The 25,572-nt window shown below is 59.3% G+C and carries 25 protein-coding genes; 13 read left to right on the top strand and 12 right to left on the bottom strand.

Annotation, left to right across the window (positions count from 1 at the left end):
* Positions 1–99: 99 nt before the first annotated feature.
* Positions 100–1,617: a carbohydrate porin gene (locus ACKLKD_RS09785; RefSeq protein WP_087806322.1), complete on the bottom strand. Its 1,518-nt coding sequence runs from the start codon at positions 1,615–1,617 to the stop codon at positions 100–102.
* A 165-nt stretch (positions 1,618–1,782) separates the two neighbouring features.
* Positions 1,783–2,706 carry an aminoimidazole riboside kinase gene (locus ACKLKD_RS09780; protein ID WP_025714537.1) on the bottom strand — a complete coding sequence of 308 codons (924 nt, stop codon included), beginning with the start codon at positions 2,704–2,706 and terminating at the stop codon, positions 1,783–1,785.
* Positions 2,707–2,944: 238 nt separating this feature from the next.
* Between ACKLKD_RS09780 and ACKLKD_RS09775 the strand changes: the two genes are divergently transcribed.
* The 3 genes from ACKLKD_RS09775 (at position 2,945) to ACKLKD_RS09765 (ending at position 5,208) form a co-directional block, all read left to right on the top strand.
* Entirely contained in the window at positions 2,945–3,586 is a 642-nt protein-coding gene (locus ACKLKD_RS09775) for a helix-turn-helix domain-containing protein (protein ID WP_025714538.1), read from the top strand.
* Between the two features lie 135 nt (positions 3,587–3,721).
* Positions 3,722–4,066: a DUF3302 domain-containing protein gene (locus tag ACKLKD_RS09770; protein ID WP_025714539.1), complete on the top strand. Its 345-nt coding sequence runs from the start codon at positions 3,722–3,724 to the stop codon at positions 4,064–4,066.
* On the top strand, positions 4,066–5,208 hold the full coding sequence (locus tag ACKLKD_RS09765) for an HlyD family secretion protein (RefSeq protein ID WP_080896961.1): 1,143 nt from the start codon (positions 4,066–4,068) through the stop codon (positions 5,206–5,208). Before ACKLKD_RS09770 ends, ACKLKD_RS09765 begins: the two co-directional genes overlap by 1 nt.
* A gap of 40 nt (positions 5,209–5,248) precedes the next feature.
* On the opposite strand, the gene ACKLKD_RS09760 is transcribed toward ACKLKD_RS09765, so the two are convergent.
* Genes ACKLKD_RS09760 through ACKLKD_RS09750 form a run of 3 tightly spaced genes read right to left on the bottom strand, consistent with a single transcriptional unit; the run spans position 5,249 to position 8,250 of the window.
* Positions 5,249–6,046: an ABC transporter ATP-binding protein gene (locus ACKLKD_RS09760; RefSeq protein WP_025714896.1), complete on the bottom strand. Its 798-nt coding sequence runs from the start codon at positions 6,044–6,046 to the stop codon at positions 5,249–5,251.
* Positions 6,043–7,071 (bottom strand): FecCD family ABC transporter permease, encoded by a 1,029-nt coding sequence (locus ACKLKD_RS09755; RefSeq protein ID WP_162494475.1) that lies wholly within the window; start codon positions 7,069–7,071, stop codon positions 6,043–6,045. The genes ACKLKD_RS09760 and ACKLKD_RS09755 overlap by 4 nt, the downstream gene beginning before the upstream one ends.
* 60 nt (positions 7,072–7,131) lie before the next feature.
* On the bottom strand, positions 7,132–8,250 hold the full coding sequence (locus ACKLKD_RS09750) for an ABC transporter substrate-binding protein (protein WP_025714897.1): 1,119 nt from the start codon (positions 8,248–8,250) through the stop codon (positions 7,132–7,134).
* A gap of 271 nt (positions 8,251–8,521) precedes the next feature.
* On the opposite strand from ACKLKD_RS09750, the gene ACKLKD_RS09745 reads away from it, so the two are divergent.
* On the top strand, positions 8,522–8,911 hold the full coding sequence (locus tag ACKLKD_RS09745; RefSeq protein WP_025714898.1) for a hypothetical protein: 390 nt from the start codon (positions 8,522–8,524) through the stop codon (positions 8,909–8,911).
* A 168-nt stretch (positions 8,912–9,079) separates the two neighbouring features.
* Complete coding sequence (locus ACKLKD_RS09740) at positions 9,080–9,535, top strand: RcnB family protein (RefSeq protein ID WP_012542546.1); 456 nt, start codon at positions 9,080–9,082, stop codon at positions 9,533–9,535.
* Between the two features lie 60 nt (positions 9,536–9,595).
* Here the strand turns inward: ACKLKD_RS09740 and ACKLKD_RS09735 are convergent, their stop codons facing one another.
* The 3 genes from ACKLKD_RS09735 to ACKLKD_RS09725 all read right to left on the bottom strand — a co-directional run bounded on the left by ACKLKD_RS09735 (position 9,596) and on the right by ACKLKD_RS09725 (position 12,695).
* The gene (locus ACKLKD_RS09735; RefSeq protein ID WP_080896960.1) at positions 9,596–10,612 is read right to left on the bottom strand and encodes an ROK family transcriptional regulator; all 1,017 of its coding nucleotides are present in this window, start codon (positions 10,610–10,612) and stop codon (positions 9,596–9,598) included.
* Positions 10,613–10,705: 93 nt separating this feature from the next.
* Positions 10,706–12,250 (bottom strand): nucleoside hydrolase-like domain-containing protein, encoded by a 1,545-nt coding sequence (locus ACKLKD_RS09730; protein WP_223862116.1) that lies wholly within the window; start codon positions 12,248–12,250, stop codon positions 10,706–10,708.
* A 163-nt stretch (positions 12,251–12,413) separates the two neighbouring features.
* A complete protein-coding gene (locus ACKLKD_RS09725; protein WP_229588915.1) occupies positions 12,414–12,695 on the bottom strand; it encodes a YSC84-related protein in 282 nt (93 codons plus the stop codon).
* Positions 12,696–13,235: 540 nt separating this feature from the next.
* Here ACKLKD_RS09725 and ACKLKD_RS09720 point away from each other — a divergent pair.
* From ACKLKD_RS09720 to ACKLKD_RS09710, 3 genes are all read left to right on the top strand, one after another.
* The gene (locus ACKLKD_RS09720; protein ID WP_080896958.1) at positions 13,236–14,414 is read left to right on the top strand and encodes a M20 aminoacylase family protein; all 1,179 of its coding nucleotides are present in this window, start codon (positions 13,236–13,238) and stop codon (positions 14,412–14,414) included.
* Between the two features lie 19 nt (positions 14,415–14,433).
* The gene (locus tag ACKLKD_RS09715; RefSeq protein ID WP_002892707.1) at positions 14,434–15,210 is read left to right on the top strand and encodes an ABC transporter substrate-binding protein; all 777 of its coding nucleotides are present in this window, start codon (positions 14,434–14,436) and stop codon (positions 15,208–15,210) included.
* Between the two features lie 127 nt (positions 15,211–15,337).
* Positions 15,338–16,291 (top strand): aldo/keto reductase, encoded by a 954-nt coding sequence (locus ACKLKD_RS09710; protein WP_080896957.1) that lies wholly within the window; start codon positions 15,338–15,340, stop codon positions 16,289–16,291.
* A 351-nt stretch (positions 16,292–16,642) separates the two neighbouring features.
* Here the strand turns inward: ACKLKD_RS09710 and ACKLKD_RS09705 are convergent, their stop codons facing one another.
* The 4 genes from ACKLKD_RS09705 to ACKLKD_RS09690 all read right to left on the bottom strand — a co-directional run bounded on the left by ACKLKD_RS09705 (position 16,643) and on the right by ACKLKD_RS09690 (position 21,290).
* Complete coding sequence (locus ACKLKD_RS09705) at positions 16,643–17,434, bottom strand: MoaF C-terminal domain-containing protein (RefSeq protein ID WP_080896956.1); 792 nt, start codon at positions 17,432–17,434, stop codon at positions 16,643–16,645.
* A 25-nt stretch (positions 17,435–17,459) separates the two neighbouring features.
* A complete protein-coding gene (locus tag ACKLKD_RS09700; protein WP_025714905.1) occupies positions 17,460–18,236 on the bottom strand; it encodes an SDR family NAD(P)-dependent oxidoreductase in 777 nt (258 codons plus the stop codon).
* A gap of 87 nt (positions 18,237–18,323) precedes the next feature.
* Positions 18,324–20,057, bottom strand: coding sequence for an arylsulfatase (locus tag ACKLKD_RS09695; RefSeq protein ID WP_025714906.1), 1,734 nt, complete (start codon positions 20,055–20,057; stop codon positions 18,324–18,326).
* Between the two features lie 45 nt (positions 20,058–20,102).
* Positions 20,103–21,290 (bottom strand): anaerobic sulfatase maturase, encoded by a 1,188-nt coding sequence (locus ACKLKD_RS09690; RefSeq protein ID WP_080924870.1) that lies wholly within the window; start codon positions 21,288–21,290, stop codon positions 20,103–20,105.
* Positions 21,291–21,715: 425 nt separating this feature from the next.
* Here ACKLKD_RS09690 and ACKLKD_RS09685 point away from each other — a divergent pair, with 425 nt between their 5' ends.
* The 5 genes from ACKLKD_RS09685 to ACKLKD_RS09665 all read left to right on the top strand — a co-directional run bounded on the left by ACKLKD_RS09685 (position 21,716) and on the right by ACKLKD_RS09665 (position 25,572).
* A complete protein-coding gene (locus ACKLKD_RS09685) occupies positions 21,716–22,399 on the top strand; it encodes a helix-turn-helix transcriptional regulator (RefSeq protein ID WP_002892774.1) in 684 nt (227 codons plus the stop codon).
* Positions 22,400–22,516: 117 nt separating this feature from the next.
* Complete coding sequence (locus ACKLKD_RS09680) at positions 22,517–23,689, top strand: MFS transporter (RefSeq protein ID WP_080896952.1); 1,173 nt, start codon at positions 22,517–22,519, stop codon at positions 23,687–23,689.
* Positions 23,690–23,705: 16 nt separating this feature from the next.
* On the top strand, positions 23,706–24,821 hold the full coding sequence (locus ACKLKD_RS09675) for a class II histone deacetylase (protein WP_080896951.1): 1,116 nt from the start codon (positions 23,706–23,708) through the stop codon (positions 24,819–24,821).
* A gap of 85 nt (positions 24,822–24,906) precedes the next feature.
* Positions 24,907–25,209: a type II toxin-antitoxin system HigB family toxin gene (locus ACKLKD_RS09670; protein WP_025714910.1), complete on the top strand. Its 303-nt coding sequence runs from the start codon at positions 24,907–24,909 to the stop codon at positions 25,207–25,209.
* Positions 25,210–25,572: a helix-turn-helix domain-containing protein gene (locus ACKLKD_RS09665; protein ID WP_023341146.1), complete on the top strand. Its 363-nt coding sequence runs from the start codon at positions 25,210–25,212 to the stop codon at positions 25,570–25,572.

The following is a 25,572-nucleotide window of genomic DNA, read 5'->3' as shown; positions in this document are numbered from 1 at the left end:
CCTCTAAATGCATGATGATATGGCGTGGGCGGCGCCAGCCGTGGCAGGCGCCGCGAACCTTATATTTATGTGTGATTTACCCTGTCGTCCGGGTTACCGTCAGAACCAGGTCTCCATTTGCATACCGAACGACCATTCGCCGCCCGATTTGAACCCGTTGCTGCCTAACGCGTCGTCGCTGGCGTAGTTATCCAGTTTTTTGCTCCAGTCCATCCACGATGTATAGAAGCGGATCTCCGGCCGCGAGAAGAAGTCGCCGATGCTGCCCACCTTGAAGGTTGGGGCGAAGGTCAGCTTATAGAAGCTGCCGTTCACCGCGTGGCGATCGTTGTAGCCTTCAGGCTGCAGATCCATGTACTGATAGCTGCCCTCCCAGGCGAGGGCGAAGTTCTGCGTCACTTCCTGAATCAGACGCAGGTTAAGAGTGGCCCATTGATAGCTGTCGCCATCGACATAGCGATCTTTACTGCTCTGCGCCAGCACGGCCGGGGCAATAAACCAGCGATCGCTCAGCGGCGTGGTGCCGTAGCTGGCGAAGCGCCAGGTATTGGCCCCCGGGCGCAGCGCGCCGTCGGAGCCGATGCCTTTGACCTCGGCGCCCAGCCCGTGGCCGTACAGCAGGGCCGTTTTGCTGGTCCCGTCGCGCAGGCCATAGAAGCTCTCATTGTGCAGGCCCAGCAGAGCATGGACCCCGGTGTTAGCGGCATCGCCTTTCACCAGATTGCCGTTCGCGTCCTGGCGGTCGTCATTATCTTTCGCCCGCATCCCGCTGACCATCATCTGCACCGGGCCGGCAAAGTTATTCATGCTGACGATATAGTTCTGCACGCTGTTGCTGCTGTCAGCGATATCGCCAAAGTTGCGGCCGTATAACGAGAAGTTGCTGCGCAGGCTGTCGTTCCATTTCACGTCGTAGATCCCGCCGCCGGTCCCGGCGAGGAACACCACATCCGAATCAATCCAGTGGATGTCGAAGTTGTCACGGTCAAAGCGTTTCCCGGCCCACAGGGTCGAGCCTTTGAACGGACCTTCGAAGGTCGGCAGGTTGCCCAGCTCGACAAACGCCTGGCGCACGTTCAGGTCGCTGCTGCTTGCCGTCCAGTCGTTATAGGTGGTCTGCCCGTCGGCCACCATCACTTTGAAACGGGTGGTCGCCCCGTTGTCCAGGGTCTGCTTATGTTCGAGGTTCATTTCCACATAGGTGTCGGCCTGGTTGCCCAGACGACCAATGGCGCCACCGGTCTCCCCGGCGGGGGTCATATAAGCGCCGGATTTGGTGCTGGCGGCGGAGTCGTTCATGATCACCCCGGAACGGGCATAGCCGTGGAACTCAAAGCCGCCTGGCCGTTCGGCTTTTTCTTCCAGCTGGGTGGTGCGCCTGGCCACCTGTTGGGTGGTGGCCTGGGTTTGCTGCTGCTGCTGGGTTAACTGCTGAACTTTCTGCTCCGCCGAGGCGGCACGGCTTTCGGCAGTGCTCGCGCGGGTTTCGGCGTCCTGCAGGCGTTTTTCCAGGGCGGCGAGACGCGCTTCAATGCTGTTCAGGTCTGTCTGCCCATGGGCGGCGGCGGTGCCGGTTAGCAAAGCAATAAGAATGGCTAACTTCCGTTTTTTATACATGCTGTTGACATCCAAAGGTAAAATCAGTGAGTGTGCTAACGTTTGCTAAACCGGTTTAATTAATATGGTAAACATGTCGGTAACGCGGTGAAAATAAAAATTGCTAAACCGGTTTAAGAATTGTGATGTCGCCAGCAAAGTGGGCCGTTAGCCGGCCCTATGGGATCACAGCGAGCGCTGAAGATCGTCCCTGAAGGGCAGGGCGGTCATGGCGCCTTTGGCGGTGGTGGCCAGCGCGCCGCAGGTTTGCGCCAGCGTAAGGTCGGGAGCCAGGGCGGCGAGGTTGTCCGGGATACCGTGGGCGGCGAGGCCGGCAAGCAGCCCGGCGACAAACGCATCGCCGGCGCCGGTAGTATCAACGGCCACCACCGGGCGGGCAGGGAAGTGGCTAACCTGCCCGCGCAGGGCGGCCTGAACGCCCGCTTTGCCCTGGGTCACCAGCAGCAGCGTCGGCTGGAAGCGGGCGTTGAGGCGGGCGATGCCGCTGACGATGTCGTCACTGCCGCTGACAAAGGCCAGCTCCTCTTCCGAGAGTTTTATGGCGTCGGCGAGGGCCAGCGCCCGGTCGAGACAGTCACGCAGGTCCTGCGGATCCTGCCACAGGTCGCTGCGGATATTGGGGTCGAAGCTGACATAGCCCCCGGCGCGTTTTATCGCCTCCATTGCCGCGAATGCCGTGCTGCGGCTTGGTTCAGCGCTGAGGGCGATGGAGCAGACGTGCAGCCACTGGCCGGCGGCAAACGACGGGAGATCCTCAGGCTGAAGGAACAGGTCGGCGCTCGGACGCACCATAAAGGTAAAGGTGCGCTCCCCGTGTCCATCGAGATCGACCACCACCGTGGAGGTGCGCTGCGCCGCATCGAGGCGCATATAGTTCACATCCACCTGCTCCTGCGCCAGGGTGTGACGCATAAAGCGGCCGAAGGGATCGTCGCCGACGCGGCCAATAAAGCCGCTGTCGCCGCCGAGCCGCGCCACGCCGACCGCGACGTTGGCCGGTGCGCCGCCGGGGCATTGCAGCAGGCGGCCCTCGCCATCGGGCAGGAGATCGACGACCGCATCGCCGAGTACCCAAATTTTTCCATTCATACGACAAGCTCCTCTAAGCTAAACTTTATTAAACCGGTTTAGCTAATTAAAGCACAGCCCACCGGTAAGCGGAACGATCGGGTCACGAAACAGGGAGGCGAGGGTGAAAAATGTGAGCCAGGCGGAATATTTCGCCACTCCAGATCTGGACTTTTCCTTCCCCACCCGCTTAGGTATAGTGCAACAGGTCGCGGTTAGCCCCGCCGCGGTGGCCAGAGGTAAAGGAGTGCGCAGCGCGATGAACCCCAGTTTTGGCGATATTTACGATCGGTACCAGAAGCTGACGCTGACTACGCATCTGCCGGCGGTGATCGCCTGCAGTGAAACGCTGAGTTTGAGCAAAGACCAGGGTTTTATTCCGCAGCCGGGCTATCTCTACTTTCTGCTGCAGGGACAAATGACGCTGGCCTTTGGCGATGAGCAGAACCTGGTCGGGATTGTTATCGCGCATATGCCGTTAGGATTACTGGAACATTATTGTCCGTCGGTGGCGCTCTATTATCGGTGTCTGGGCGAGTGCCAGCTGGCGAAAATAACCGCCAGCGATTTTGAGCGAATATTCTTTCATTCGTCGCCGGGCTATATGCAAGAGCTGACCACGATCCTGGCCTATATGGGCATATTTGCCCTTGATGCCCACTATGAACGTGGCAGCCAGACCAGTTTTCAGACCATTAAATCGATGCTGTCGCGCTATCTATATCGCAGCGAAATCGATGGTGGTCAGCATGAGAGCCTGTCGGCATTTATTATTAAACGAACCAATCTCTCGCGCAGCTATGTGTACCAGGTGCTGGCCGCCCTGCGCGAGGGGGGATATATCACGGTGAAAAAAGGCAAGCTGATCTCCATCGACCGTCATATTCCTGAGAAATTCTGAACCCGATTCGGCAGATTCACGCCATCACGTTGCTATCACCGCCAGGGAAAAGCGCTAAGCGCGCGTTTTCCCCGGCCCCGTTACGCCTGAATCTGGCCGTTTTATTTAGTTAACCTTTCACTCTGGAGTTATTTTATGACCCTGGACTATGTGGCGCTGGCCATTTTGATCGCTGTGGCCTTAATACTGTTTTATGGCGTGATTGTTATTCACGATATTCCTTATGAAATTGCCAAAGAGCGGCACCATCCTCATCAGGATGCAATTCATTATGCCGGCTGGGTCAGTTTATTTACCCTGCACGCGCTGTGGCCTTTGTTATGGATCTGGGCAACGCTGTGGCGCGAAGATCGCGGGTGGGGAATGCGCCACATTGCCGACGTACAGCCGGGGCTGCATCAGCGTCTGGAAACGGTGGTCCAGCAGCTGGAACAGGTCCAGCGCGAGGTGGACGCGCTGAAAGCGAAGGAGGCAAACTAATGGAAACGTTAATGTTGCTGACCTACGCCGCGCTGTGCATCGTGGTGTTTAAAGTCTTCCGCATCCCGCTCAATAAGTGGACCGTACCGACGGCGGTGCTCGGCGGTATCGCCCTGATTGGCGCGGTGATCTTCGGGATGAACTACAACTTCCCGTATACCGATGTCGGTAACCAGGTGTTTCGTACCGTGCCGATTGTGTCGCAGGTGCGCGGCCGGGTGCAGAGCGTACCGGTGAAGCCTAACCAGATGCTGCATAAGGGCGATGTGCTGTTTACCCTCGACCCGACGCCGTTCCAGGCGAAAGTGGACGATCTGCAGGCGCAGATAAAAGCGGCCAGTCAGGATGCGCTCTCCTTAAACGCGGCGTTAAGCCAGGCGCAGGCCGAGCTGAGCAGAGCGGTGGCCCAGCGCGATCAGTCGCGGCGGGAATATGCCCGCTATCGGGCGGGCCACGTCCAGGGCGCCTTCTCCGATCAAATGGTCGATACCCGTCTGCAGACGTGGAAAGCCGATGAAGCCAGCGTCAGCGCGGCTCAGGCGAAGGTAGCCCAGGCGCGCAACGCGCTGGACTCAGTGGTGAAGGGCAAAAATACCACTGTCGCCTCCCTGCTGGCGCAGTTGCAGAAGGCCCAGTTTCAGCTGGATAACACCGTCGTCCGTGCCCCGGAGGATGGCTATGTCAGCACCGTCGGCTTACGGCCGGGTACCATGTCCACTGCGCTGGGGATGATCCCGCTGATGACCTTTGTGCCGGTGGAGGGCGCTGCCTCGCGGGAGTACGTCGCGGCATTTCGCCAGAACGCCCTGCAGCGTCTGCACAAAGGCGAGCCTGCGGAGCTGATGTTTCCGGCCATCCCGGGCACCGTCTTTCGCGGAGAAGTGGCCGACGTGCTGCCGGCGATTGGCGAGAGCCAGTTCCAGGGGCAGGGCAAACTGCTGACCACGGATGCGCTCAATACCCACGGCCGGGCGCTGGTGGTGCTGAAGGTCACCGATCCGCGATTTGCCGAATACGCTCTGCCGCAGGGGGCCACCCTCGAGGCGGCGGTCTACTCAGATCATCTGAAAGAGCTGTCGCTGATCCGGAAGATCCTGATCCGCATGAAAAGCTGGGAAAACTATCTCTATCTCGATCACTAGGCCGGCGGGCGCAGGGCGGACGTGCCGCCCCGCGCCGCAGTCAGGCCTCGCTGGCCACCAGGCCGTCAATAATGACCTGCCGCACCCCCTGCGAACAGGGTTCAATACGCCCGCGCACCCCATAGACGGCCGCCAGGGTCTCGGGGGTGATGACCGCGGCCGGGGTACCGTCGCCGAGCAACTGGCCCGCCTTGAGCATCAGCACGTGGTCGGCATGACGCAGGGCAATATTGATATCGTGCACCACCACCAGGGTTACGATGTTGCGCCGTCGGGTCTCCCGGCGTACCAGATCCATCACGTGAAACTGGTAGTTGAGGTCAAGGGCGCTGAGCGGTTCGTCGAGCAGCAGCAGGCGCGGCTGGCGGATCAGCGACTGGGCGAGACCCACCAGCTGCTTTTGCCCGCCGGAGAGCTGATCGAGGTAGCTCATCGCCAGATGGGCAATCCCCAGCTGCCGCAGCAGCGCCATCACCTCCTCCTGGTGCTGCGGACTGTGGCGTCCTCCGGCGGCGCGCTGGGCAACGATAATCGACTCCAGCACATGCAGATGCACGCCGGCGGGCAGCGTCTGCGGAAGATAGACCACCTGCTCTGCGCGACGTGAGAACGGCTGTGTCAGCAGATTTTCCCCCTCCAGCAGCAGCTCGCCGCGGCAGGGTCCCAGACCCGCCATCGCCCGCATTAACGTTGATTTACCGCTGCCGTTTGGCCCCAGCAGCGCGGTGATTTTCCCTCGCGGCAGATGGGGAACCGTCAGGTTCTCGATCACCTTGCGTCTGGGGTAGCCGGCGCTGAAGTGAGACAGCGACAGCCCGGATAACGTCTGGTCGCTCATGCCTGCCCCCGATGACGTAAAATAATGCTCAAAAAGAACGGGACCCCGACCAGGGAAGTGACGATCCCCACCGGAATAATGGCCCCCGGGATCAGGTTCTTCGAGGCGATGGAGGCCAGGGAGAGCACCAGAGCGCCGATCAGCGCGCTGGCGGGCAGATAAAAGCGATGGTCTTCGCCGAAGAGCATCCGCGCAATATGCGGCGCCACCAGGCCGATAAAGCCGATTGGCCCGACAAAGGCCACCGAAAGCGCCGACAGTATGCTGATCCGCAGCAGCGTGGTCAGGCGCAGGCGGCGAACGTTAATGCCAAAGCTGATGGCCCGGTCCTCGCCCAGCCGCAGGGCCGTCAGCTTCCACGCGCTGCGCAGCGACAGGGGCATCACCAGCGCCAGGGCGACCAGCAGGATGGCGACTTTGCTCCAGGAGGCGCGGTCGATGCTGCCCATGGTCCAGAACACCAGCCCCTGCAGCGTGTCTTCGTTGGCGATGAACTGCAGCATCGAGACCAGGGCGTTAAAGGTAAAGACCAGCGCGATGCCGAACAGGATGACCCCGGAGGTGGCCACCTGGGTCCAGCGGGTGATGCCGTCCAGCAGCAGGGCCGCCAGCAGGGCGAAGATAAAGGCGTTGGCCGAGATAAACCACTGGCCGGGAATACCGGGCAGGCCAATACCCAGCACAATCGCCAGCGCGGCGCCAAACGCCGCAGCCGAGGAGACGCCAAGGGTAAACGGACTGGCCAGAGGGTTATTGAGGATGGTCTGCATTTCGGCGCCGGCCAGTCCCAGCGCCAGACCGACGATAATCGCCATCACCGCATAGGGCAGACGGATATCCCAGACGATGGCGCGCGTGCCCGGATCGGCGCTGGCCGGATCGGTTAACGTCTGCCACAGGCTCTGCAGCGGCAGACCGGAGGGGCCGAGCATAAAATCGAGCAGCAGCGACGCGACAATCAACAGCGCCAGCAGGAGCATCAGCAGCAGACGGCGACGCACGATACGGCGATAGTCATCTATCACGCCAGAGGTCCCGGCGGGCAGCCCGTCGAGCACGGAGTCGGAGGTTAAACGCATGCCGGATTACTCGCTCTGCTGCCAGGAGAAGACGAACGGCTGGTCCGGCAGGTCGGTGAAATGGCGCACGATATAATGGTAAGTCTCATCCGGGTTGAGATCGCCGAAGGCCTGCGGGTAGATATCTTTCGCCAGGTATTCCATGCCGACAATATTCCACGGGTGGTTATAGAAGTGGTGATAGACGCCATAGGCCCGCTTTTCCTGTACCGCCGGGATCTGGCTGACCCCAGGTCGCGCCAGCAGGATCTGCGCCTGGGCCTTCACCGCCTCCGGCTTAACCTCATAACCCAGGGGCAGCACCTGGCTGTTGCCGCGCTTCGAGCCGGTCATGATCCAGGCGTCGGGCTTCATGCTGATGATTTTCTCCAGCGAGACGAACCCGGAGGCGCCCGGCAGCAGCTGCGAACCGATATTGTTCGCCCCGACCGCCTCCACCAGCCCGCCCCAGCCGCTGTGGCCGTGGGTAAAGCAGCAGGCGTCGCTGTTGCCGGCCAGCGCTTCCACGAAGACGTTGGCCTTCGGCGTAATGGCCGCGGTTTTCTGGCGAATCGTCTGCAGCTGCTGACGATAGTAATCGGTAAAGGCTTTGGCCTGGCTCTCGCGGTTGAGGACTTTGCCCAGCAGGTCGATGCTGGGAGCGGTATCTTTCGCCGGGTCGATCTCATAGTCGACAAACAGCACCGGAACGTGCAGGGCGCTGAGCTTGTCGATGACGCCGCTCTCCATCAGCGCTGGCCTGGCGCGCAGCTGGGCGATCATCAGATCCGGCTGGCGGGCGATGACGCTTTCAAGATCGACATTCCCCTTGTCGCTGAAGCCCATGTCAAGGATCGTGGCCGACTGCGGCCACGTCGTTTTCAGCATCTGCCAGGTGGCAACGTCCTGCTTTTTCGCCAGATTATTCCATGCCACCAGCCGCTTAAACGGATTGTCCCGGTCCAGCAGGGCGAGGGTCATAATGTCGCGGCCATCCTGCAAAATAATACGCTGCGGCTCTTTAGCCAGGGTGACCTGCCGGCCGTCGAGGTCAGTAACCGTCAGAGGATATTGGGTCGCATAGCTGAAGAAGGGAGTCGCGATCAGCGCAGTAAGCAACAGCGATCTTACTGATTTTCTTGCCATAAAATGAGTTCCGTTTGCCAATTTATAAATATAATGATTCTGAGAATTATTCTCGAGTAAACGTCAACGGCAAGTATATCAAGGGCAAATTTCATAAAATGTAACAAACATGTTGGAAATTATGCCAACGCCGACAGGGCGCGCGCGGCGGCAGCATTTTCTGCCATGGCTGGAGGTCGAAGACGTTTTTCAGGCTAATTCCTAATGTCATCCCCGGTTCGTTGTGCCATCCTGAATGCGACTCATAACACGACACGTGAGAGAGGATATTATGAAAAAAGCAATGATTGCGTTATCGGCTATTCTGGTTGCGGCTCCGGTTTTTGCTGCGACAACACATGCAACAGATGATACCGTCGCGGCGGCGAATGCTAACGCCAACACCGCCAAAGAGAAGCTGCACCAGGCCCAGCATGAGGGCGAAGAGCAGCAGCTGAAGGCGAAACACGCCGCCGAAGGCAAGCAGGACAGCGTCGGCAGCCAGGTGAGCGAGGGCGCGCAGAAAACCTGGAACAAGACCAAAGAAAGCACCGAGAAGGGGTGGGATAAGACCAAAGAGGTCAGTGAAAAAGGCTGGAACGCCACCAAATCCGGTGCGGAAAAGGGCTGGGATAAAACCAAAACCGGCGCCGAAGAGTTAAAAAATAAAGTGACTGAATAAGTCCTTTTACCTGTCTGAATAAAGGTCGCGAAAGCGGCCTTTTTTATTGCCCCGCCATCAGCGCAACCTCTTCCCGACAGCCGATGCCAGGAATCTTCCTGGTTAACCAGATACTCACTCTTTCTTCACATTTGCCCGGTACAAAGGAGCTGAATCAGGAGGTGTACCATGAAAAAGATGATTTCTCTGGCTGTAATTTTATCGTGTGTGCTGAGTGTCCCGGCCTTTGCCGATGGCCCGAACGACGGCCATCGCCCGGGGCAGCCAACGGTGTGGCAGAACGGTCCGGACCATGATGGGCATGCGCCGCAGGGCGGACCTGACGCGCATCATCAGGGTGACCATGACCAGCGTGGCCCGGATCGCGACGGTCATGACAAACGCGATCAGGCACGTCATGAGCAGGACCATTTCGCCTGGCGCGGGAACGATTTCCGCAAAGGCCACCCGGCTCCGGCGCCGTTCCGTGGCGATGAATATCGCGTCCGCGACTGGAGCGACCGCGGCCTGCCGCCCCCGCCGGAAGGCCATCACTGGTCCTATATCGACGGTAACTATGTGCTGATCGCTGCGGCGACCGGGATCATCACCTCGATTCTGGTGAGCGGCGCCCTCGGCCACTAAACGCGCTGCGCGATGCGCTTTTCTGCAACGCCGGGTCAGGGAACACCTGATCCGGTTTTTTTACGCCAGTTGCGCGGTGATGGCATCGGAGCTGAGCTGGACCAGCCCTTGCCAGCCATAGTTATGCCCGGTTTTGTCGTGGTGTAAGGTAATCTCGCGAACATGACGGTTTGGACTGGCGGCCAGCATCTGCTGCGTCAATGGCAGAATCTCGTCGCCATAATCTTCAAAGAGTTCGCCAGTGGCGATAACCAGCCGTATGTTGTGGATCGGCGCCGTGCAGCAGATGGCGAAGTACAGGGCGTTAGCGGTTTGCTGAATGCCGGCCGCCTTATTCGCCGGGTTAACGTTAAACGCCTGCTCCAGACCACCCTCATAAGGCAAGTGGACAATTTCCGGGTAAAACCCGTTCTCGCCCAGTCCCGGTATGCCGTGAGTGCAATAGCCAAAACCGAGGCTACCAAAACCCGGCATAAACGCGATCCAGGAGCGACCCGGCCAGCGTTTAGCCAGCAGATAGGTCGTGCAGTGGGCGATATTATAAATGCGGGTGGGAAGGCCGAGACGCTGCTCAATGTGCGCCATCAGCGTAATATTTTCATCGGGGAAGAGAGGGCAGTAGCGCACTACGCCAGTGGTATGCTCAATCCCGCCCTGCAGCGCAATGCTCACCACGTTAATATGCTCAACTGCCAGAGAGGCCTGCAGACATAGCGCCTGGACACCTTTGGCAATAAACTGGGTCAGTTCGTCGGGCGTCATGATGTCCGGCAGGCTGAACTGCTCGCTGGCCAGCGGGGCGTTCAGCGTCCGATAGTCGTTCAGCGTTGCCTGAAAGCTCCCCCGGCGCAACATAATATTGATGCTCCAGGCACAGCCCTCTTTGACGGCCAGGCACTGCTGTGGGCGACCAAACGACGTATCCTTCACATCCCGCTCTTCGATTAAGCCCTCTTCCAGCAGCCGGGCGGTCAGTTTAGTGATGTACGCTTTGGTGACGCCCAGACGCCGGGTCATCTCCGCCCGCGATTCGTTTTCACTGTGCAAGATATTGAGGATCTGCTGTCGGTAGTCCACGCGATTCTGCCCTTAATGACCATGAGTCGAGGCCTCATCATATCATCCAGCCCGTGTGAGTGCGGGCTGGAAAAGTAGTGGACGTCAGCAGGACTAGTTGACGGTGACGATCACCCGGCGATAGGAGGTCAGTGAAGGCGTACCGTTATCCGTCACCGCGAGGATGAGGTGTTCGGTGCCCTTGCGTAACGCTTTGACCTCGGTGCGCGATTGCGTTTGTTCACTCAGGGCCAGCACTGCCGGCGCCTGCAGATTATCCTCACCGCGACGGCCCTGAACATCGCTTACCGCCACCGGTTGCGAACTGGCGGAGCCGGCTTCCGGATAGAGGAACCATTGATAACGGAGCATGTTACCATCCGGATCTTTGCTGCCCTCGGCGCTCAGCTTCAGGGTTTCCCCCACGGTGGTCGTCAGCAGTAGCGCTGCCTGCCCGCTGTCGCCGTTAACCACCACCTGCGGATTGTGGTTGGCTGAAGCATAATCTTTGATAGTCCAGTCCATACGGGCAGCGAAATCATGCTGAAAAGCTTCGCGCCAGCGCCAGATTGTTGCCTGATTGGACGTGTACGGCTTACCGTCGACGCCGGTCACGGTATCGGCAGCATTCGGGTTGCCTGGGTAAAAATCGCCGCCGCTGCTCCAGACCGGGCGGGTTTCATGCTGGGGCTGGCGGACAATGTAACGCCCGCCCCAGCCTCCCCAGCCGGGATTTCGCTCGCTGTTAAGACCGTTGCGGATGAGCCCAAGGAAGGCGGGCGTATCGCCTTCCATAATGAACAAATACTGCAGATAACCTTTACCCATCGGCCCCTTACTGCGGATATTTTGATCCAGCCAGTGCTGGGAGACGGTGGTGAAATCTGCTCCCGGCGCGTTGCGATAATATTTATCGCCGCTGATGCCGGTCCAGGTGGCGCGAGCGTAGTCTTCACCATTCTGACTGGAGGGATCGACGATATAGGTGATGGCCGGATAGTGCGCACGGATCCAGAAACCCGCGTCATCCTGATCGGAAATCGAATACACCACCAGATTGCCAGTGAGAGCGGTCACGGTGCTGGCTGGATGTTTTGCGCTCAGATCTTGTAATGCCTGTGCCAGCGTATTGGCGCCACCCCACAGGTTGATATAGAGCGGGTGATTGGCATCAGTGCTCTTTTCGATGGCGCGAACCAACAGGTCGGAGCCAGCGGTATTCTTCCCCTTGCCCGTGGCGGCCAGACCGTAACCCGCAAGTCCGGGGGCGACAACCTTTTCCAGTTGACTCTGCGTCGGGAAGCCCGCCGCATGTTTCAGTAAATTAGGCTGTACCTCACCGTAATGGCCGAGCACCAGGTCAATCATATCGGTATGGACTTTCTCCCGCTGCCAGGTTGAGGTGGTTGCCACCAGCCCCTCAATGTTCATTTCATTGGCGTAGAGTAAAAAGCGGGTCAGCGACATCTGATCGTCGGGCTCGTTACCAATATCCGTCAGGACAAAGACACGGGGCGTGGTCTGATAGGGCACCACTTTGGCGGCTATCTCAGAGATGGCATTGTCGGCGGCGTTGACCGCCAGTGGTGCGCAGAGTGCGAGAATGCCTGTCATTGCCAGGCTAATCCCCCAGGCGATCCGGCTGGGACGTGGATTCATGATGTGACCTCGTGGTTACGTTTGCCATAGAAAGTGACAACAACATAGTTAACTGAGGAAACAAAGTAAAAAAGAAAAGAGAGGGAGTGTGACCAGGCTAGCAGTTTGCGCCGTTGGGCCGCGAGCAAATACGGTCCGCACCATGACCGTGCGGACATGAAAGCTACGGGTTCAGCGCATCATCCGGCCAGTATTTATAACCATTGATCATTGCCTGGGCGGCCAGCCCTTTTTCGGTCAGGTCGTAGACGTTGACCTTCGAGGGCAGCGAGGCGGTATCTGACGCCACGCCGCTGGTGGAGGCGGCGATCGGCGCGATGCCTTTGTCATCATATTTTGCCGCGGCGTTCGCATCGGCGCCAACCATGTATCCCTGGCGGATAAAGGTCTCCAGGGCCGCTTTATCATGGAAAACCAGCACCGTGCGCTGCTGCTTAATCCCCATTCCCAGGCCGGCGCCACCCTGGGCCATTTTCATATAGGTGTCTTTCCCGGTGGCCTTATCCCGTACCACGCCGTAACCGCTGCCAAACCCGAACAGCAGGATCTTGCTGCTGTTATTGGCAAACACCGCATACCCTTTCGCCTGTTGGATGTCGCTGCGCGCCTCAGGCTGCAGGGCGTAAAGTTTATTAAGGGTTTCGCTGCGCATCTTCTGAATGCTGGCCCGCTGCTGGCTGGCGGTATCTCCCTGCGCGCTGCAGCCCGCCAGCGCGGTGATGGCGGCGAGGAAAAGCGTTTGTAATTTCATACACGTTTATTTTATTTAAATCTGAATATGGCCGGGAATAGTAGGGTAAATAACGCTTAATGCTCTATAAAATAAACGTTTATTTTTAAATTTTACTATTTTGAATGCTAATTACGCTGTTGAGGAGCCATTATTAAATAAGATGAGCTCATTCCAGGTATTAGAAATCCTGCTTGCATAAAGTTTCCACCGCGATACCGTGTAAAGTCCTTACTATATTTCCCGGAGAGCGGCATGAGTGATTATGTAATTCCAGAAATTAAAGCGACGGAAGCGGAAATGATTTCTATCCGTCATTATTTACATGCCAATCCGGAATTAAGTCTTGAAGAGTTTAATACCAGCGAACTGGTGGCTGGCAAACTGGCGGAGTGGGGCTATCAGGTCACCCGCGGCCTCGGTAAAACCGGTGTGGTCGGCAGCCTGCGCAAAGGCGATTCGCCGCGCACCATCGGCCTGCGCGCCGATATGGACGCGCTGCCGATCCATGAAACGACTGATTTGCCCTGGGCCAGTACGGTACCCGGAAAAATGCACGCCTGCGGCCATGACGGCCATACCACCATTTTGCTTGCGGCGGCGAAATATATCGCCTCGCCGGCCTGCCAGTTTAACGGCACGGTGCATCTGATTTTCCAGCCGGCGGAAGAGGCTATCGGCGGCGCCGATTTAATGATTAAAGACGGCCTGTTCGAGCAGTTCCCCTGCGAACGCATCTTTGGCTTGCACAACATGCCAGGCCTGCCGGTAGGCAAGCTGGGCTTCTACGCCGGCAACTTTATGGCCTCGGCGGACACCGTCAAAATCACGATTACCGGCTACGGCGGCCACGGCGCGCATCCCGAGCGCACCGTCGACCCGATCGTCGCCGGCGCGGCGCTGGTGATGGCCCTGCAGAGCATCGTGGCGCGCAACGTGCCGCCGGGGGAAACGGCAGTGGTCAGCGTCGGCACCTTCCAGGCCGGTATCGCCTCCAACGTCATTCCGGAGAGCGTGGTGATGGAGCTGAGCGTGCGGGCAATGAAGCCGGAAATCCGCGACCTGCTGATCAAGCGCATTCACGAGCTCGCTGGATTTACCGCCAAAAGCTATGGCGCCAGCAGCGCAGTGGAGGTTTACGACTCCTACCCGGTATTAACCAACAGTCCTGAAGAGACCGATTTCGCCCGGGCGCTGGCGCTGGAGGTGTTTGGCCGCGAAGGGGTCCTGGAGTCGGTCTCGCCGATGAACGCCAGCGAAGATTTCGCCTTTATGCTGCGTGAACGTCCGGGCAGCTACTTCCTGCTCGGCAACGGTGAGAAAGGGGAAAAGGGCGGTTGCATGGTGCACAACCCCGGCTACGACTTTAACGATGACATTATCACCACCGGCGCGACGCTGTTCGCCCGCCTGGTGGAAAAGCACTGTCGCTAATCTCTGGAGAAGAACGCGAATGAAAAAATCACTGTTGCTATGGCTGGCATTAATGGCGTCGACGTCGGCGCTGGCCGAAGGGGGAAAAGAAATCCGCTTCGGCGTCGACCCGACCTTCGCGCCGTTTGAATGGAAGGATCCGCAGGGCAAGCTGGCGGGGTTTGATATCGATTTAGGCAACGCCATTTGCCAGCAGCTGCAGGCGAAATGCGTATGGGTGGAAAGCAATTTCGACGGCATTATCCCGGCGCTGAAGGCGCGTAAATTCGATGCGATCCTTTCCGGGATGTACATGACCGAGAAGCGCAAAGCGCAGATTGCCTTTAGCGACAAGTTGTATAACGGACCGGTGTTCCTCGTGGCGCGTAAAAATACCCTGCAAGGCAATACGCCGGAACAGCTGAAGGGCAAAACCATCGGCGTGGAGCAGGGCTCGGCGCAGGAGACTTACGTTAACCAGCACTGGCGGCCGCAGGGGATTAACATTGTGGCCTACCAGGGGGCCGATAGCGTGGTGCGTGACCTGGAGTCCGGGCGCATCGACGGCGCGGTGCTCTCCGGGATGATGGCCGACTACAGCTTCCTGCAGCAGCCGCAGGGTAAGGAATTCGCCTTTGTCGGCGGCCATCTGCAGGACGATACGCTGTTTGGCGCCGGGGCGGCGATCGGCTTGCGTAAAGACGATGAGGCGCTGCGTCAGGAAATAAACGGCGCCATTGCGAAGATTCTTGCCGACGGCACCTATAAAAAATTAGCCGGCAAATATTTTAGCTTTGATGTTTATTCCGGGACATAATGTCTGAGTGTACCTGCGGGCATGGAGCGCCCGCCGTATGATTCCTTTTCTGATTATCCATTCACCTCCTCTCCTGACCATTGTGGTTACCTGAGGGAAGCAGAATATAAGCTAAGGAGTACTCGGCATGATGACACGTCCTTTGGGCAAAACCGGATTTTCCATCGCCCCATTAGTCTTTGGCGGCAACGTCTTTGGCTGGACCATCGATGAAAAAACCAGTTTTGCTCTTCTTGATGCTTTTGTTGACCACGGTTTTGACGCTATCGATACGGCGGATGTTTATTCCCGCTGGGCGGAGGGCAACCAGGGCGGCGAATCCGAAACCATAATCGGCCGCTGGCTGCAGGCGCGCCCGGGCATGCGCGATAAGGTGAAAATCTTCACCAAAGTCGGTTCCGATTTAGGCCTCCCCGGCCATAAAGGGCTCAGCAAAGCCTGGATCCAGCAGGCGGTGGACGACTCTCTGCGTCGCCTGAATACCGACTATATCGACCTCTACTTCTCTCACTGGCCGGATCCGCAAACCCCGGTGGCGGAAACGCTGGAGGCTTTCCATAGCCTGCAGCAGGCCGGAAAAATCCGCGCGATGGGGGCCTCTAACCTCGATGCGATGCAGCTGGCGGCGGCGCTGGAGGTAGCGCGTAAAGGCGGCCTGCCCGCCTGGCAGGTGCTGCAGCCGGAATATAACCTCTACCACCGCTCCGCGTTTGAAGGCGCGCTGTGCGATCTCTGCGTCAGCCGCGACATCGGGGTGGTGACCTACTACAGCCTGGCGTCCGGGTTCTTAACCGGCAAGTACCGCCAGCCGTCGGATCTCACACAGAGCCAGCGCGGAAGCGGGATTGGTAAGTACCTGAATCCGCGCGGGATGCGGATTATCGATACCCTGGTGGCGGTCGCGGACGAGCAGGGCGCGAAGCCGGCTGAGGTGGCCCTGGCGTGGCTGATCGGCCGCGAAGGCGTGACCGCGCCGATCGCCAGCGCCACCAGCGTGGCTCAGGTGGAGAGTTTTGCCCGCGCGGCGGCGCTGAGCCTGAGCGCGGAGCAGGTGGCGCGGCTGGACAGCGCCAGCGCCTGAGGCAATCCCTCTCCCCGGAGGCGGCGCGTTGCGCCTTCTCCGGGCTACCAAATCGCACAGAGCCGTAGCCCCGGTAAGCGGTAGCGCCACCGGGGATTTTGCGGCCACCAACCCCGACAGTTTCAGCCAGCGTGGTGAATAATTAACGGCAGGCCACCCGGACCGTAGATACTGTTACCACTTTTCAAATTTTTTAGCCTGAGAAAAGCGTTTATCCCGTGGCGCTTCGGAGTATATTGCGCTCCCGGTTAATTGTCTGCGTTATGTCAGTCATGGCGCAGGGGGCGGCCAGTCGCCGCCACCCGGCAAAATAACGGGGCGGTGCCTGAAAGCATGCCCGGCCACGCACTATTATTCCTGATGGCGGGTGACGTTGAGGATTTTCGCGCTGGCGCCGACCGGGAAATTACTCAAAGCGCCGAAATCGCTGCCCTGATAGCCCATGATCTTGCCGTCGGTGCGCATCTGCTGCAGATCGATCAGGATCACTCCCAGCGTCGGAATGATTTTCTCCCGCCAGACGAACAGATAGAGATCCTCCGCCACCTGCACATAGTGGCAGCGATCGACATCCGCCAGCCCCTTTTCCACACCGTCCAGACACTGCCAGGCGTAAAAATTATCGTTGAGATAGATGTGTTCATAGCGCTCGGTCGGGCTATAGGTGTACTGATTGCGCATGCCGACCAGCGCGGTGGTAAAGTCCGGCAGCGGCCCCGGCTGGGCATCCAGGCGGGCGAAGACGAACCGGGCCTCAACCGCGGTTAGCGGCAACCCTTGCTCTACCCGGCTGAAGGCGTCCAGCCGCGCGGCGGCTTCGTCCGGTAGCTGGCCGTAGACCAGCGTGGCGTTGCGCTGCGTCAGGTTGCATACCGCGCTGATGCTGGCGTTATCCCGCTCCGGGTCAAGAAAGTCGATAAACAGAATATCCGGGCGCAGGGCGGTCGCCCGCCAGGGGGCGCGCTTGCCGTTCCAGCTTAGCGTCTGCTCATCTTCGATAACCAGCTGCTGTGGCTCGCTTCCGGTGACATAAAAGGTAAAGGTTTCGCCGACGGGCAGGCTGGCGGGAGTGAGCAGGTTGCCGTGCGGGGCAAAACCATCGGCCAGCGCGCCGACCTGGATAAATACGGCTTCTGAAGTCATAGGGGCTCCTGAACAGAGTAGGGCGTTAGGTAAACGCCAGAGTGGGAACATCGACGATACTGGAACCGCCGTCGGCGACCAGGGTGGCGCCGCTGATGATGGCGGCCTGTGGCGAACAGAGAAAATGGCAGGCCTGCGCTATCTCTTCCGGGCTGGCGGGACGGCGCAGCGGAACGTCGCGACAGACCCGCTGATAAGCCTCAGTCAGCGACAGCCCTTCCGCCTGCATCAGCGGGATCATCTCTTCATCCGCCATCAGGGTGGTGACCCAGCCGGGACAGATGGCATTCGCGCGTACCCCTTGTGGGCCGTAATCGCGAGCCACGGAGCGCATCAGGCCGATCAGGGCGTGTTTAGCGGTGACGTAGCCGCAGGCCTGCGGCCCGGCAGCCAGCGAGGCGATGGAGGCGACAAACAGCACATTGCCGCGGCGGGCAATCAGCGAAGGCAGACAGGCGCGAACGCTGGCGAACGCGCTGGTGAGATTGCCGTCCAGCGCCTCGTGCCACTGGCTGTCGCTGGTCTCGGCGGCGGGGCTGTTGCCCATCCCGCCGGCGCTGCAGATCAGCACATCGATCCCGCCAGCCTGGTCGAGGATTGCCGGCAACAGTCGCTGGCGCCACACCTCGCCATCGGCGGCATTGCCCACCAGCGCCGTGGCGCCGCTCTCAGCGGCGACAGCCTGCAACGGCGCCTCGCGTCGTCCGGTAATAAACACCCGGTCGCCCGCGGCGCGCATCAGCCGCGCGCAGGCGGCGCCAATTCCGCTTCCGCCGCCGGTGATCACCACGACTCTCGCCATCCGCACTCTCCTGTAATGAGGTTTCCGATTACCTTAAAAAGCGTGCGAGGTCCCGACTATCGCCCGGAAGAACGATAGCCGTGGCGGTTAATGGAGCTCGCTCACAGGGATCGCCTGCGGCGCCGGAACCGGCTTCATGGTGGCGGGGTCGACTGCCAGATAACGTCCGGTTTTGCTGTCGATACCGACGTAGTCGATCATCTTGCCCTCTGCCCGGGTGACCATGGTGCGTTTGGCGAACGCCTCGTAAGCCTCGCGCATGGCTTTGACCCGATCGGGGTGGTCGGCCGCGACATCATGCGTCTCCAGCGGGTCGTCGTGCAGATTAAACAGCTGCCACGGCGCATCGCCGGCGGTGAGGCCGCGCGGCACCAGCCGCCGCAGCTTCCATTCGCCATCCACCCACGCCGCCTGATGATGCAGCTCGACGCCGTAGTTGCCGCGCGGCGGATCCTGTACTTCACCGGTGAGATAGCGCTTAAAGCTAACGCCGATCATCGGCAACACCGGCTTCTTCGCCAGCGATTTGTTCGGGTCGATACCGGCGAATTCATACAGGGTAGGCGCCACGTCATACACCGCCATGGTTGAGGCGTCGATTTTACCGCGCCGGGTAATCCCGGGACCGGAGATCATAAAGTCGGTGTTAATGCCGCCCTGGGCGCTGGTGGTCTTATGGTAGTTGGCGTAGGGGGCGTTGCTGACGTTGGCCCAGTGCGGGCCGTAGGAGACAAACGAGCCTTTGCGGCCGACGTTGTCATAGCGGTTATCGAACTGCTTCCAGAATTCGGGGGTAGATTCGTAATAAAAACCTTGCGCCGGGTTGGCGCCGTTGTCGGTCAGGAACACCAGCAGGGTGTTTTTATCGCGCCCGGTCTGCTTCAGCGTCTCCATCAGCGTGCCGATCTGCGCGTCCATATTGGCGATCATCGCCGCGTAGACCTGCATCACTTTCGCCGTATATTTCTGCTGCTCTGGCGTTAGCGCTTCCCACTCTTTATCCAGCTCCAGATGCGGCAGCGGGGTGTCGTCATGAATAATTCCCAGCGCTTTCAGACGGGCGATGCGCTGGCGATAGACCTCGGCGTAACCCTGCTCATACTGGCCTTTAAAACGTTTGATCCACTCATCCGGCGCCTGCAGGGGGTCATGAGGGGCGGTGAAGGCCAGCCAGGCGAAGACCGGCTGCTCCTTCGGCGTCGCTTTAATCCAGCTGTTCATCTGGCGGGCGTAGGCTTCGCTGGAGTAAAAATCATCCGGCAGGGAGACGCGCTCGCCGTCGCGGGTGTAGTAGGTGTGGAACGCCTCGACGGTTCCGAGTGGAATCGCATCGTTAAAGTGGCTGGTACCGCCGCCCATAAAGGCGAAGGCGTGGTTAAAACCGCGGTCCTTCGGCGTGGCGCCGGGAACAAAACCGAGATGCCATTTGCCGGCCATCAGCGTGTTATAGCCGGCATCTTTAAAGCGCTCGGCCATGGTGGTGACGCGGTCGGTCAGCCGCAGCTCGTAACCCTCCTTGCCAATGGTGCTGTCGTACCACCACATGCCGCCCATCCCGGCCTGCTGGTTGCTGTTGCCGGTGAGCAGCATTGAGCGCGCCGGGGCCGACATCGGCGAGGTGTAATACTGGCTCATGCGCATCCCCTGCTCGGCCATCGCCTGCAGGTTAGGGGTGGGGATCTCGCCGCCAAAGGGACTGATGTCCGAGTAGCCCATATCATCGGCGATAATCACGATGACGTTCGGACGCTCCTGCTGCGCGGCGTGCGCGCCACCGGCGAGGATCATACTGACCGCCGCGGCCATGGCTGTTTTATTCACAACGGATTCTCCTGTTTCTGCGGGAATAGCTTTCAGAGCAATGGGCTACGCCGGATGCGCGGCCCCGACAAACGCGGCCCGCCAGGCTTGTAGCCCCTGCAGGTCGCGGGAAAAAGGGCGCACAGGCGCAAGGATTTCGCTAAAGAAACGGTAATAACCGCCGCATAGCCGATTGTTGCCAGCGGCGTTGAGATGCGCGGGGCAGCCGCCCTGGCAGACCATTTTCACCGAGCAAGTCTGGCATTCGCGGCGCCGGCTTTTCTGCTGACCGAAAGGCAACTGAACCGAGGCGTCGACCGCGGCGGCGAGCGTCTGTTCGTCAAGACGGCCCAGCCGGTGTTCGGCGTTGATCAGATGATCGCAGGCGTAGAGCTGTCCATCGGGCTCCATCACCAGGTTGCTGCCGCAGCGGGCGCTGTGCACGCAGCTGCCGCTGGTATGGGTAAAGTACTGCGCCCACGCCTGTTCGATATTGATAACGAACACCCGCCCCCTATCGCAGCGCTTCTGCCACTGGCGCCAGATGCCGACCATAAAACGCCCCCAGTTATCGGCGCTGAGCTGGTATCCCTCGCGCAGGGCTGCGCCTTCGCTCATCAACGGCTGAAACTGCAGATAACGCGCGCCGAGGCTGACCAGCCGGTCATAAATCGCCGCCGCGTGGGTGGCCATCTCGTTATGCACCACCACCAGCAGATTAAAGTCCACCTGATGCTGATGGAGCAGGTCAATGCCGCGCAGCGCCGCCGACCAGGTCGACCCGCCGCGTTTGTCCGGACGATGGTGATCCTGCAGCGCTTCGCTGCCTTCGAGGCTCAACCCGATAATAAAGCGATGTTCGCGAAACAGCCGACACCAGGCGTCGTTGATCAGCGTCCCGTTGGTTTGCAGGCTATTGCTGATAGTCACGCCGTCGGGGGCATAGCGCGCCTGCAGGGCGAGCGCTTTTTTGTAGAAGCTCAGGCCGGCCAGCAGCGGCTCGCCGCCCTGCCAGACAAAGTTGATTTCCCGCGCGCCGCTGGGCTGCGCGGCGATATAGCGGCGGATAAATTGCTCTAACCGCGCATCGTCCATCTTGTTGACCGGCGCTGCATCCTGCGGGTAATAGCAGTAGCGGCAGGCGAGGTTACAGGCGGGGCCAATCGGCTTCATCAGAATATGAAACGGCACCGGCGAACGCGGCTCAGCGGCCAGTGGAATTTGCTGCTGGCGCAGGGCGGCGATATTCAGCATCGGCTTATCCTCGGTTAATGACCGGTGTTGTTCACATTATTTCGGCAACAGCGGGTCAGGCGTAATCACATGATTAAGCCGCGGCGAAAATTAATTGCATCCTGTTAAGGGTATAAGTGAAAAAAAACAGAAATCCATCGTTCTTAAGGATGAGAATGACGCGTCGGGGATAGGGTTTTTTTATCACCAGGGGCAGGTACGCCGGGTGTTAATCTTATTTGTTTATGTTTTAACGCCGCTATCGTAAAGCATGGCCGGGGTGTTTTTTAAATGCTTTATATAACAATGTATTGCTGAAAATTTTGTAACGGCTATCACATTGTTAATATGTTAATGATTGTGTTACTTAAATGTGAAATGTATGCTTCAATTATCAGTAGTCATCCATGTGTCATGTACCATCATCTCGACGGGGAGGCCCTATCATGTCTGCTTTGTTAAAAGCCAGCCGTAATGATGCGATAATAGCCCGTTGTTTACAGACTATTTCCCAGTTAATTCCACTAACTTCAGCGGTGTTTTATCGAGTAAATAATCGTTTAAAACCCGAAAACTATATATTGCATAATATTTCCGATAATACGCACCAACAATATCTGGAAAACTTTCAGCCGCTGGATCCGCTTCTGCCGTCGCACTTTAGCCACCAGAACACCACCGTGGCGGCGATGACGCCGCGGCTCTGCGACCGCAACCGGCATTACTATCATGAATTTATGTTGCCGAATAACGTGCGCGACATGACCGAGATCTTTATCCGCCGCGAGCGGCGGATCGTCGCCGGTATCTCGCTGATGCGCGACGTGCCTTTCTCCAGCGAAGAGCGCCAGCGGGCCCAGGCGGTGCTGCCGCTGGTAGAGCTGGCCATTCGCGACTGCCTGCAGGAAGAAGATGATCTGCCCGCCATCCTGACGGCGAAAGAGCGGGAAATCGTCGGCATGGTGCGCGAAGGCGCCAGCAATAAGCTGATTGCCCGCCAGCTGGATATCTCGCTCTCGACGGTAAAAACGCACCTGCGCAATATTTTCGCCAAGACCGAAGTGGTCAATCGTACCGAACTGGTTTCCCGAACCTGGATGCCGGCCGCTCAGCGTACGCTGCATCTGTAATCTGACTTTCGCATCCCGCGCGCGCCGTGGCAGCACGGCGTTTTCCTGATGCCTGTGGGTATCACTCCCTGGAGGATCCTCCGGGGGGAGGCTTTTTTGACCGGAGCACGCCCTACGATGTCGAGTACACCTCTCACTGATAATGCGCTTTCCCGGCCCGCCGGGCTGATGGTGTCCCTGCGTTTGCTGGCGGCGATCGTGATTTTTGCCGCTATTGCGCCGGGTATTCTGATGACCGCGCCGGCGGTGGCGGCGCAGCTGGCCAGCGAATGGCAGCTAAAACCCGGGCAGATCGGCTGGCTGTTCTCAGCGGAGCTGGGGGCGATGAGCCTGGCGACGCTCCCGGCGTGGTGGTGGATGAGCCGCCTCGACTGGCGGCGGGTTGCCCTGACGGCCGGGGTGGTGTTTCTGGCCGCCAACCTCGTCTCGGCGGTGGTCACCCAGTACGAGACGCTGCTGGCTGCGCGCTTTATCGCCTCGCTGGCGGGCGGCACGTTGATGATTTTGTGCATCAGCTGCGCGGCCGGAACGCCGAACCCGTCGCGGGTCTACGCCTTCTGGGTGCTCGGGCAACTGCTGTTAGGGATGCTTGGCCTGCTGGCGCTGCCCGGCCTGTTCGCGACCTTTGGCCTGAAGGTGGTGTATCTGATCCTCGCTGCCATCATGCTCTGCTGTTTGCCGCTGGTATCCGCTTTCCCTCCGCGCTTTCAACCGCTTTCAGTCTCCCGCCAGCAGCCGTCGACGGCGCTGTGGCGTCAGGCGCTGGCGGTGCTGGCGGTGCTCACTTTCTATATCAGCCTCAGCGCCGTGTGGACCTTTATCGGCACCATCGGCAGCGGGGCGGGGCTGAGCCCGACGCAGGTCGGTCTGGTGCTGGCGGCGGCGACGGTTTGCGGCATCATCGGCGCCGGCGGCGCGGCCCTGCGGGGTACCCGGCGGGCCGATCGTTTACCGGTGTGGCTGGGTTACGGCCTGCTGATCGTCAGCGTCGGGCTGTTGATCGGCCAGCCGCTGCTGGTGCGCTACGCCATCGCGGCGCTGCTGTTTAAGTTCACCTGGACCTTTGTGCTGCCCTTTATCCTCGCCCGCGTGGCCGGGCTGGATAACAACGGCCGGCTGATGAACAGCATCAATCTGGTGATCGGCGGCGGCATGGCGGCTGGCCCGGCATTAGCCGGGGCTTTACTGCAGCATTTTGCCAGCGCCGACCCGCTGCTGGCGGCGGCAGGCGTCTGCGCGCTGCTGTCACTGATTTTGATTGTGGCGGCGTCCGCCGCCGGGAAGGCTTAGCCCACGGGAGGATAGAGTGAAAAGAAAAACCGGTTTCTTCTTTGATGAACGTTGTTTCTGGCACAGTACCGGCCTGCACGCGGTGACGCTGCCGGTGGGTGGCTGGGTGCAGCCGCCCGCCGGCGGCGGCCATGCCGAATCGCCGGAGACCAAGCGGCGGATGAAAAACCTGATGGATGTCTCCGGGCTGACGCCGCAGCTGGCGCTGCGCAGCGCGGCGCCGGCGAGCCTTGAGGACCTGCGGCGGATCCACCCCGACAGCTATCTGGAGCGCTTTAAGGCGATCAGCGATAACGGCGGCGGCATGCTCGGCAAAGAGGCGCCGCTGGGGCCGGGGAGCTATGAAATCGCCTGCCTTTCCGCCGGACTGGCCTGTGCCGCCGTGGAAGCGGTGCTGAAGGGGGAGCTGGATAACGCCTATTCGCTGTCGCGCCCGCCCGGACACCACTGTCTGCCGGATCAGTCGATGGGATTTTGTTTCCTCGCCAATATTCCCATTGCCGTCGAGCGGGCGAAAGCGCGGCTGGGGCTGGGCAAGGTGGCGATCATTGACTGGGATGTTCACCACGGCAACGGCACCCAGCATATCTACCTGCAGCGCGATGACGTACTGACTATCTCCTTGCATCAGGATGGTTGCTTCCCGCCGGGCTACGCCGGCGAGGACGATCGCGGCGTGGGCGCGGGCAAAGGTTACAACATTAATATTCCGCTGCTGGCCGGGGCGGGCGACGACAGCTGGCGCTATGCGCTGGAAACTATCGTCATTCCTGCGCTGGCGCGTTTTGAGCCGGAGCTGATTATTATCGCCTGCGGCTATGACGCCAACGCCATGGATCCATTAGCGCGGATGCAGCTACATAGCGACAGCTTCCGGGCGATGACCGAACAGGTCCAGCAGGCGGCGGATCGCCTGTGCGGCGGGAAACTGGTGATGGTGCACGAGGGCGGCTATGCCGAATCCTACGTGCCGTTCTGCGGCCTGGCGGTGATGGAAACGCTGAGCGGTATCCGTACCGAGGTCCAGGATCCGCTGCTGGAATTTATTCAGCAGCAGCAGCCGCGGGCGGAGTTCGCGCAATTCCAGAGACAGGCTATCGATCGGCTGGCGCAACAGTTCGGTCTGCAGTAGTCGCTCACGCGTTCACGTTGATCCCGAAAGTCCCGATATGGGACTTTTTCTTTACTTAGTCCCGAAATGGGACTAGTCTCTGCACATGAAGATAATCTCAGTGAAAACCTTAAGGGACTTCTGGGCGGAGAATCCCGACGCTGAACAACCGCTAAAGGCCTGGGTAGACGAAGCGACAAAAGCAGACTGGAAAACCCCGGCGGAGATAAAGGACCAATACCGCAGCGCAAGTATTCTGAAAAATAAGCGAGTGGTATTCAACATAAAGGGAAATGATTACCGGTTAATCGTAGCCGTTGCTTATCTGCGGGGGTGGATGTTCGTTAAGTTTATCGGAACGCATAAGGAATATGACGTGATAAACGCTGAGACGATAGAGAGGAAGTAAATGATGAATGTTAAGCCTATCCGCACTGAACAAGATTACGAAGCCGCGTTAAGCGCGGTTGAACCTTTTTTTGATAATGAACCAGCACCTGATACGCCAGAGGGCGATTTTTTTGAGGTGATGTGCCTGCTGATTGCTGAGTATGAAAAAAAGCACTATCCCATCGAGCCTCCTACGCCGATAGAGGCCATCAAGTTTCGCATGGAGCAGCAGGGGCTGACCGTGAAAGATCTGGAGCCGGCGATTGGTAAATCTAATCGCGTGTATGAAATTCTCAACGGTACGCGCAACCTGACGCTACCGATGATTCGCCGGCTTCATGCTCAGTTCGGCATTCCGCTGGAGAGTCTGATCGGCGCGTGA

Origin of the sequence: Klebsiella sp. 10982 (assembly GCF_048589245.1) — a bacterium.
GTDB lineage: Bacteria > Pseudomonadota > Gammaproteobacteria > Enterobacterales > Enterobacteriaceae > Klebsiella > Klebsiella quasivariicola.
Note: the sequence above shows the minus strand (reverse complement) of the source record. Positions and strands in the feature narration are given on the sequence as shown.

Excerpts from the sequence above, each read along its gene's own strand:
- ACKLKD_RS09785 (WP_087806322.1), bottom strand. The coding sequence starts at position 1,617 with ATGTATAAAAAACGGAAGTTAGCCATTCTTATTGCTTTGCTAACCGGC.
- ACKLKD_RS09780 (WP_025714537.1), bottom strand. The coding sequence starts at position 2,706 with ATGAATGGAAAAATTTGGGTACTCGGCGATGCGGTCGTCGATCTCCTG.
- ACKLKD_RS09775 (WP_025714538.1), top strand. The coding sequence starts at position 2,945 with ATGAACCCCAGTTTTGGCGATATTTACGATCGGTACCAGAAGCTGACG.
- ACKLKD_RS09770 (WP_025714539.1), top strand. The coding sequence starts at position 3,722 with ATGACCCTGGACTATGTGGCGCTGGCCATTTTGATCGCTGTGGCCTTA.
- ACKLKD_RS09765 (WP_080896961.1), top strand. The coding sequence starts at position 4,066 with ATGGAAACGTTAATGTTGCTGACCTACGCCGCGCTGTGCATCGTGGTG.
- ACKLKD_RS09760 (WP_025714896.1), bottom strand. The coding sequence starts at position 6,046 with ATGAGCGACCAGACGTTATCCGGGCTGTCGCTGTCTCACTTCAGCGCC.
- ACKLKD_RS09750 (WP_025714897.1), bottom strand. The coding sequence starts at position 8,250 with ATGGCAAGAAAATCAGTAAGATCGCTGTTGCTTACTGCGCTGATCGCG.
- ACKLKD_RS09745 (WP_025714898.1), top strand. The coding sequence starts at position 8,522 with ATGAAAAAAGCAATGATTGCGTTATCGGCTATTCTGGTTGCGGCTCCG.
- ACKLKD_RS09740 (WP_012542546.1), top strand. The coding sequence starts at position 9,080 with ATGAAAAAGATGATTTCTCTGGCTGTAATTTTATCGTGTGTGCTGAGT.
- ACKLKD_RS09730 (WP_223862116.1), bottom strand. The coding sequence starts at position 12,250 with ATGAATCCACGTCCCAGCCGGATCGCCTGGGGGATTAGCCTGGCAATG.
- ACKLKD_RS09725 (WP_229588915.1), bottom strand. The coding sequence starts at position 12,695 with ATGGGGATTAAGCAGCAGCGCACGGTGCTGGTTTTCCATGATAAAGCG.
- ACKLKD_RS09720 (WP_080896958.1), top strand. The coding sequence starts at position 13,236 with ATGAGTGATTATGTAATTCCAGAAATTAAAGCGACGGAAGCGGAAATG.
- ACKLKD_RS09715 (WP_002892707.1), top strand. The coding sequence starts at position 14,434 with ATGAAAAAATCACTGTTGCTATGGCTGGCATTAATGGCGTCGACGTCG.
- ACKLKD_RS09710 (WP_080896957.1), top strand. The coding sequence starts at position 15,338 with ATGATGACACGTCCTTTGGGCAAAACCGGATTTTCCATCGCCCCATTA.
- ACKLKD_RS09705 (WP_080896956.1), bottom strand. The coding sequence starts at position 17,434 with ATGACTTCAGAAGCCGTATTTATCCAGGTCGGCGCGCTGGCCGATGGT.
- ACKLKD_RS09700 (WP_025714905.1), bottom strand. The coding sequence starts at position 18,236 with ATGGCGAGAGTCGTGGTGATCACCGGCGGCGGAAGCGGAATTGGCGCC.
- ACKLKD_RS09690 (WP_080924870.1), bottom strand. The coding sequence starts at position 21,290 with ATGCTGAATATCGCCGCCCTGCGCCAGCAGCAAATTCCACTGGCCGCT.
- ACKLKD_RS09685 (WP_002892774.1), top strand. The coding sequence starts at position 21,716 with ATGTCTGCTTTGTTAAAAGCCAGCCGTAATGATGCGATAATAGCCCGT.
- ACKLKD_RS09680 (WP_080896952.1), top strand. The coding sequence starts at position 22,517 with ATGTCGAGTACACCTCTCACTGATAATGCGCTTTCCCGGCCCGCCGGG.
- ACKLKD_RS09670 (WP_025714910.1), top strand. The coding sequence starts at position 24,907 with ATGAAGATAATCTCAGTGAAAACCTTAAGGGACTTCTGGGCGGAGAAT.
- ACKLKD_RS09665 (WP_023341146.1), top strand. The coding sequence starts at position 25,210 with ATGATGAATGTTAAGCCTATCCGCACTGAACAAGATTACGAAGCCGCG.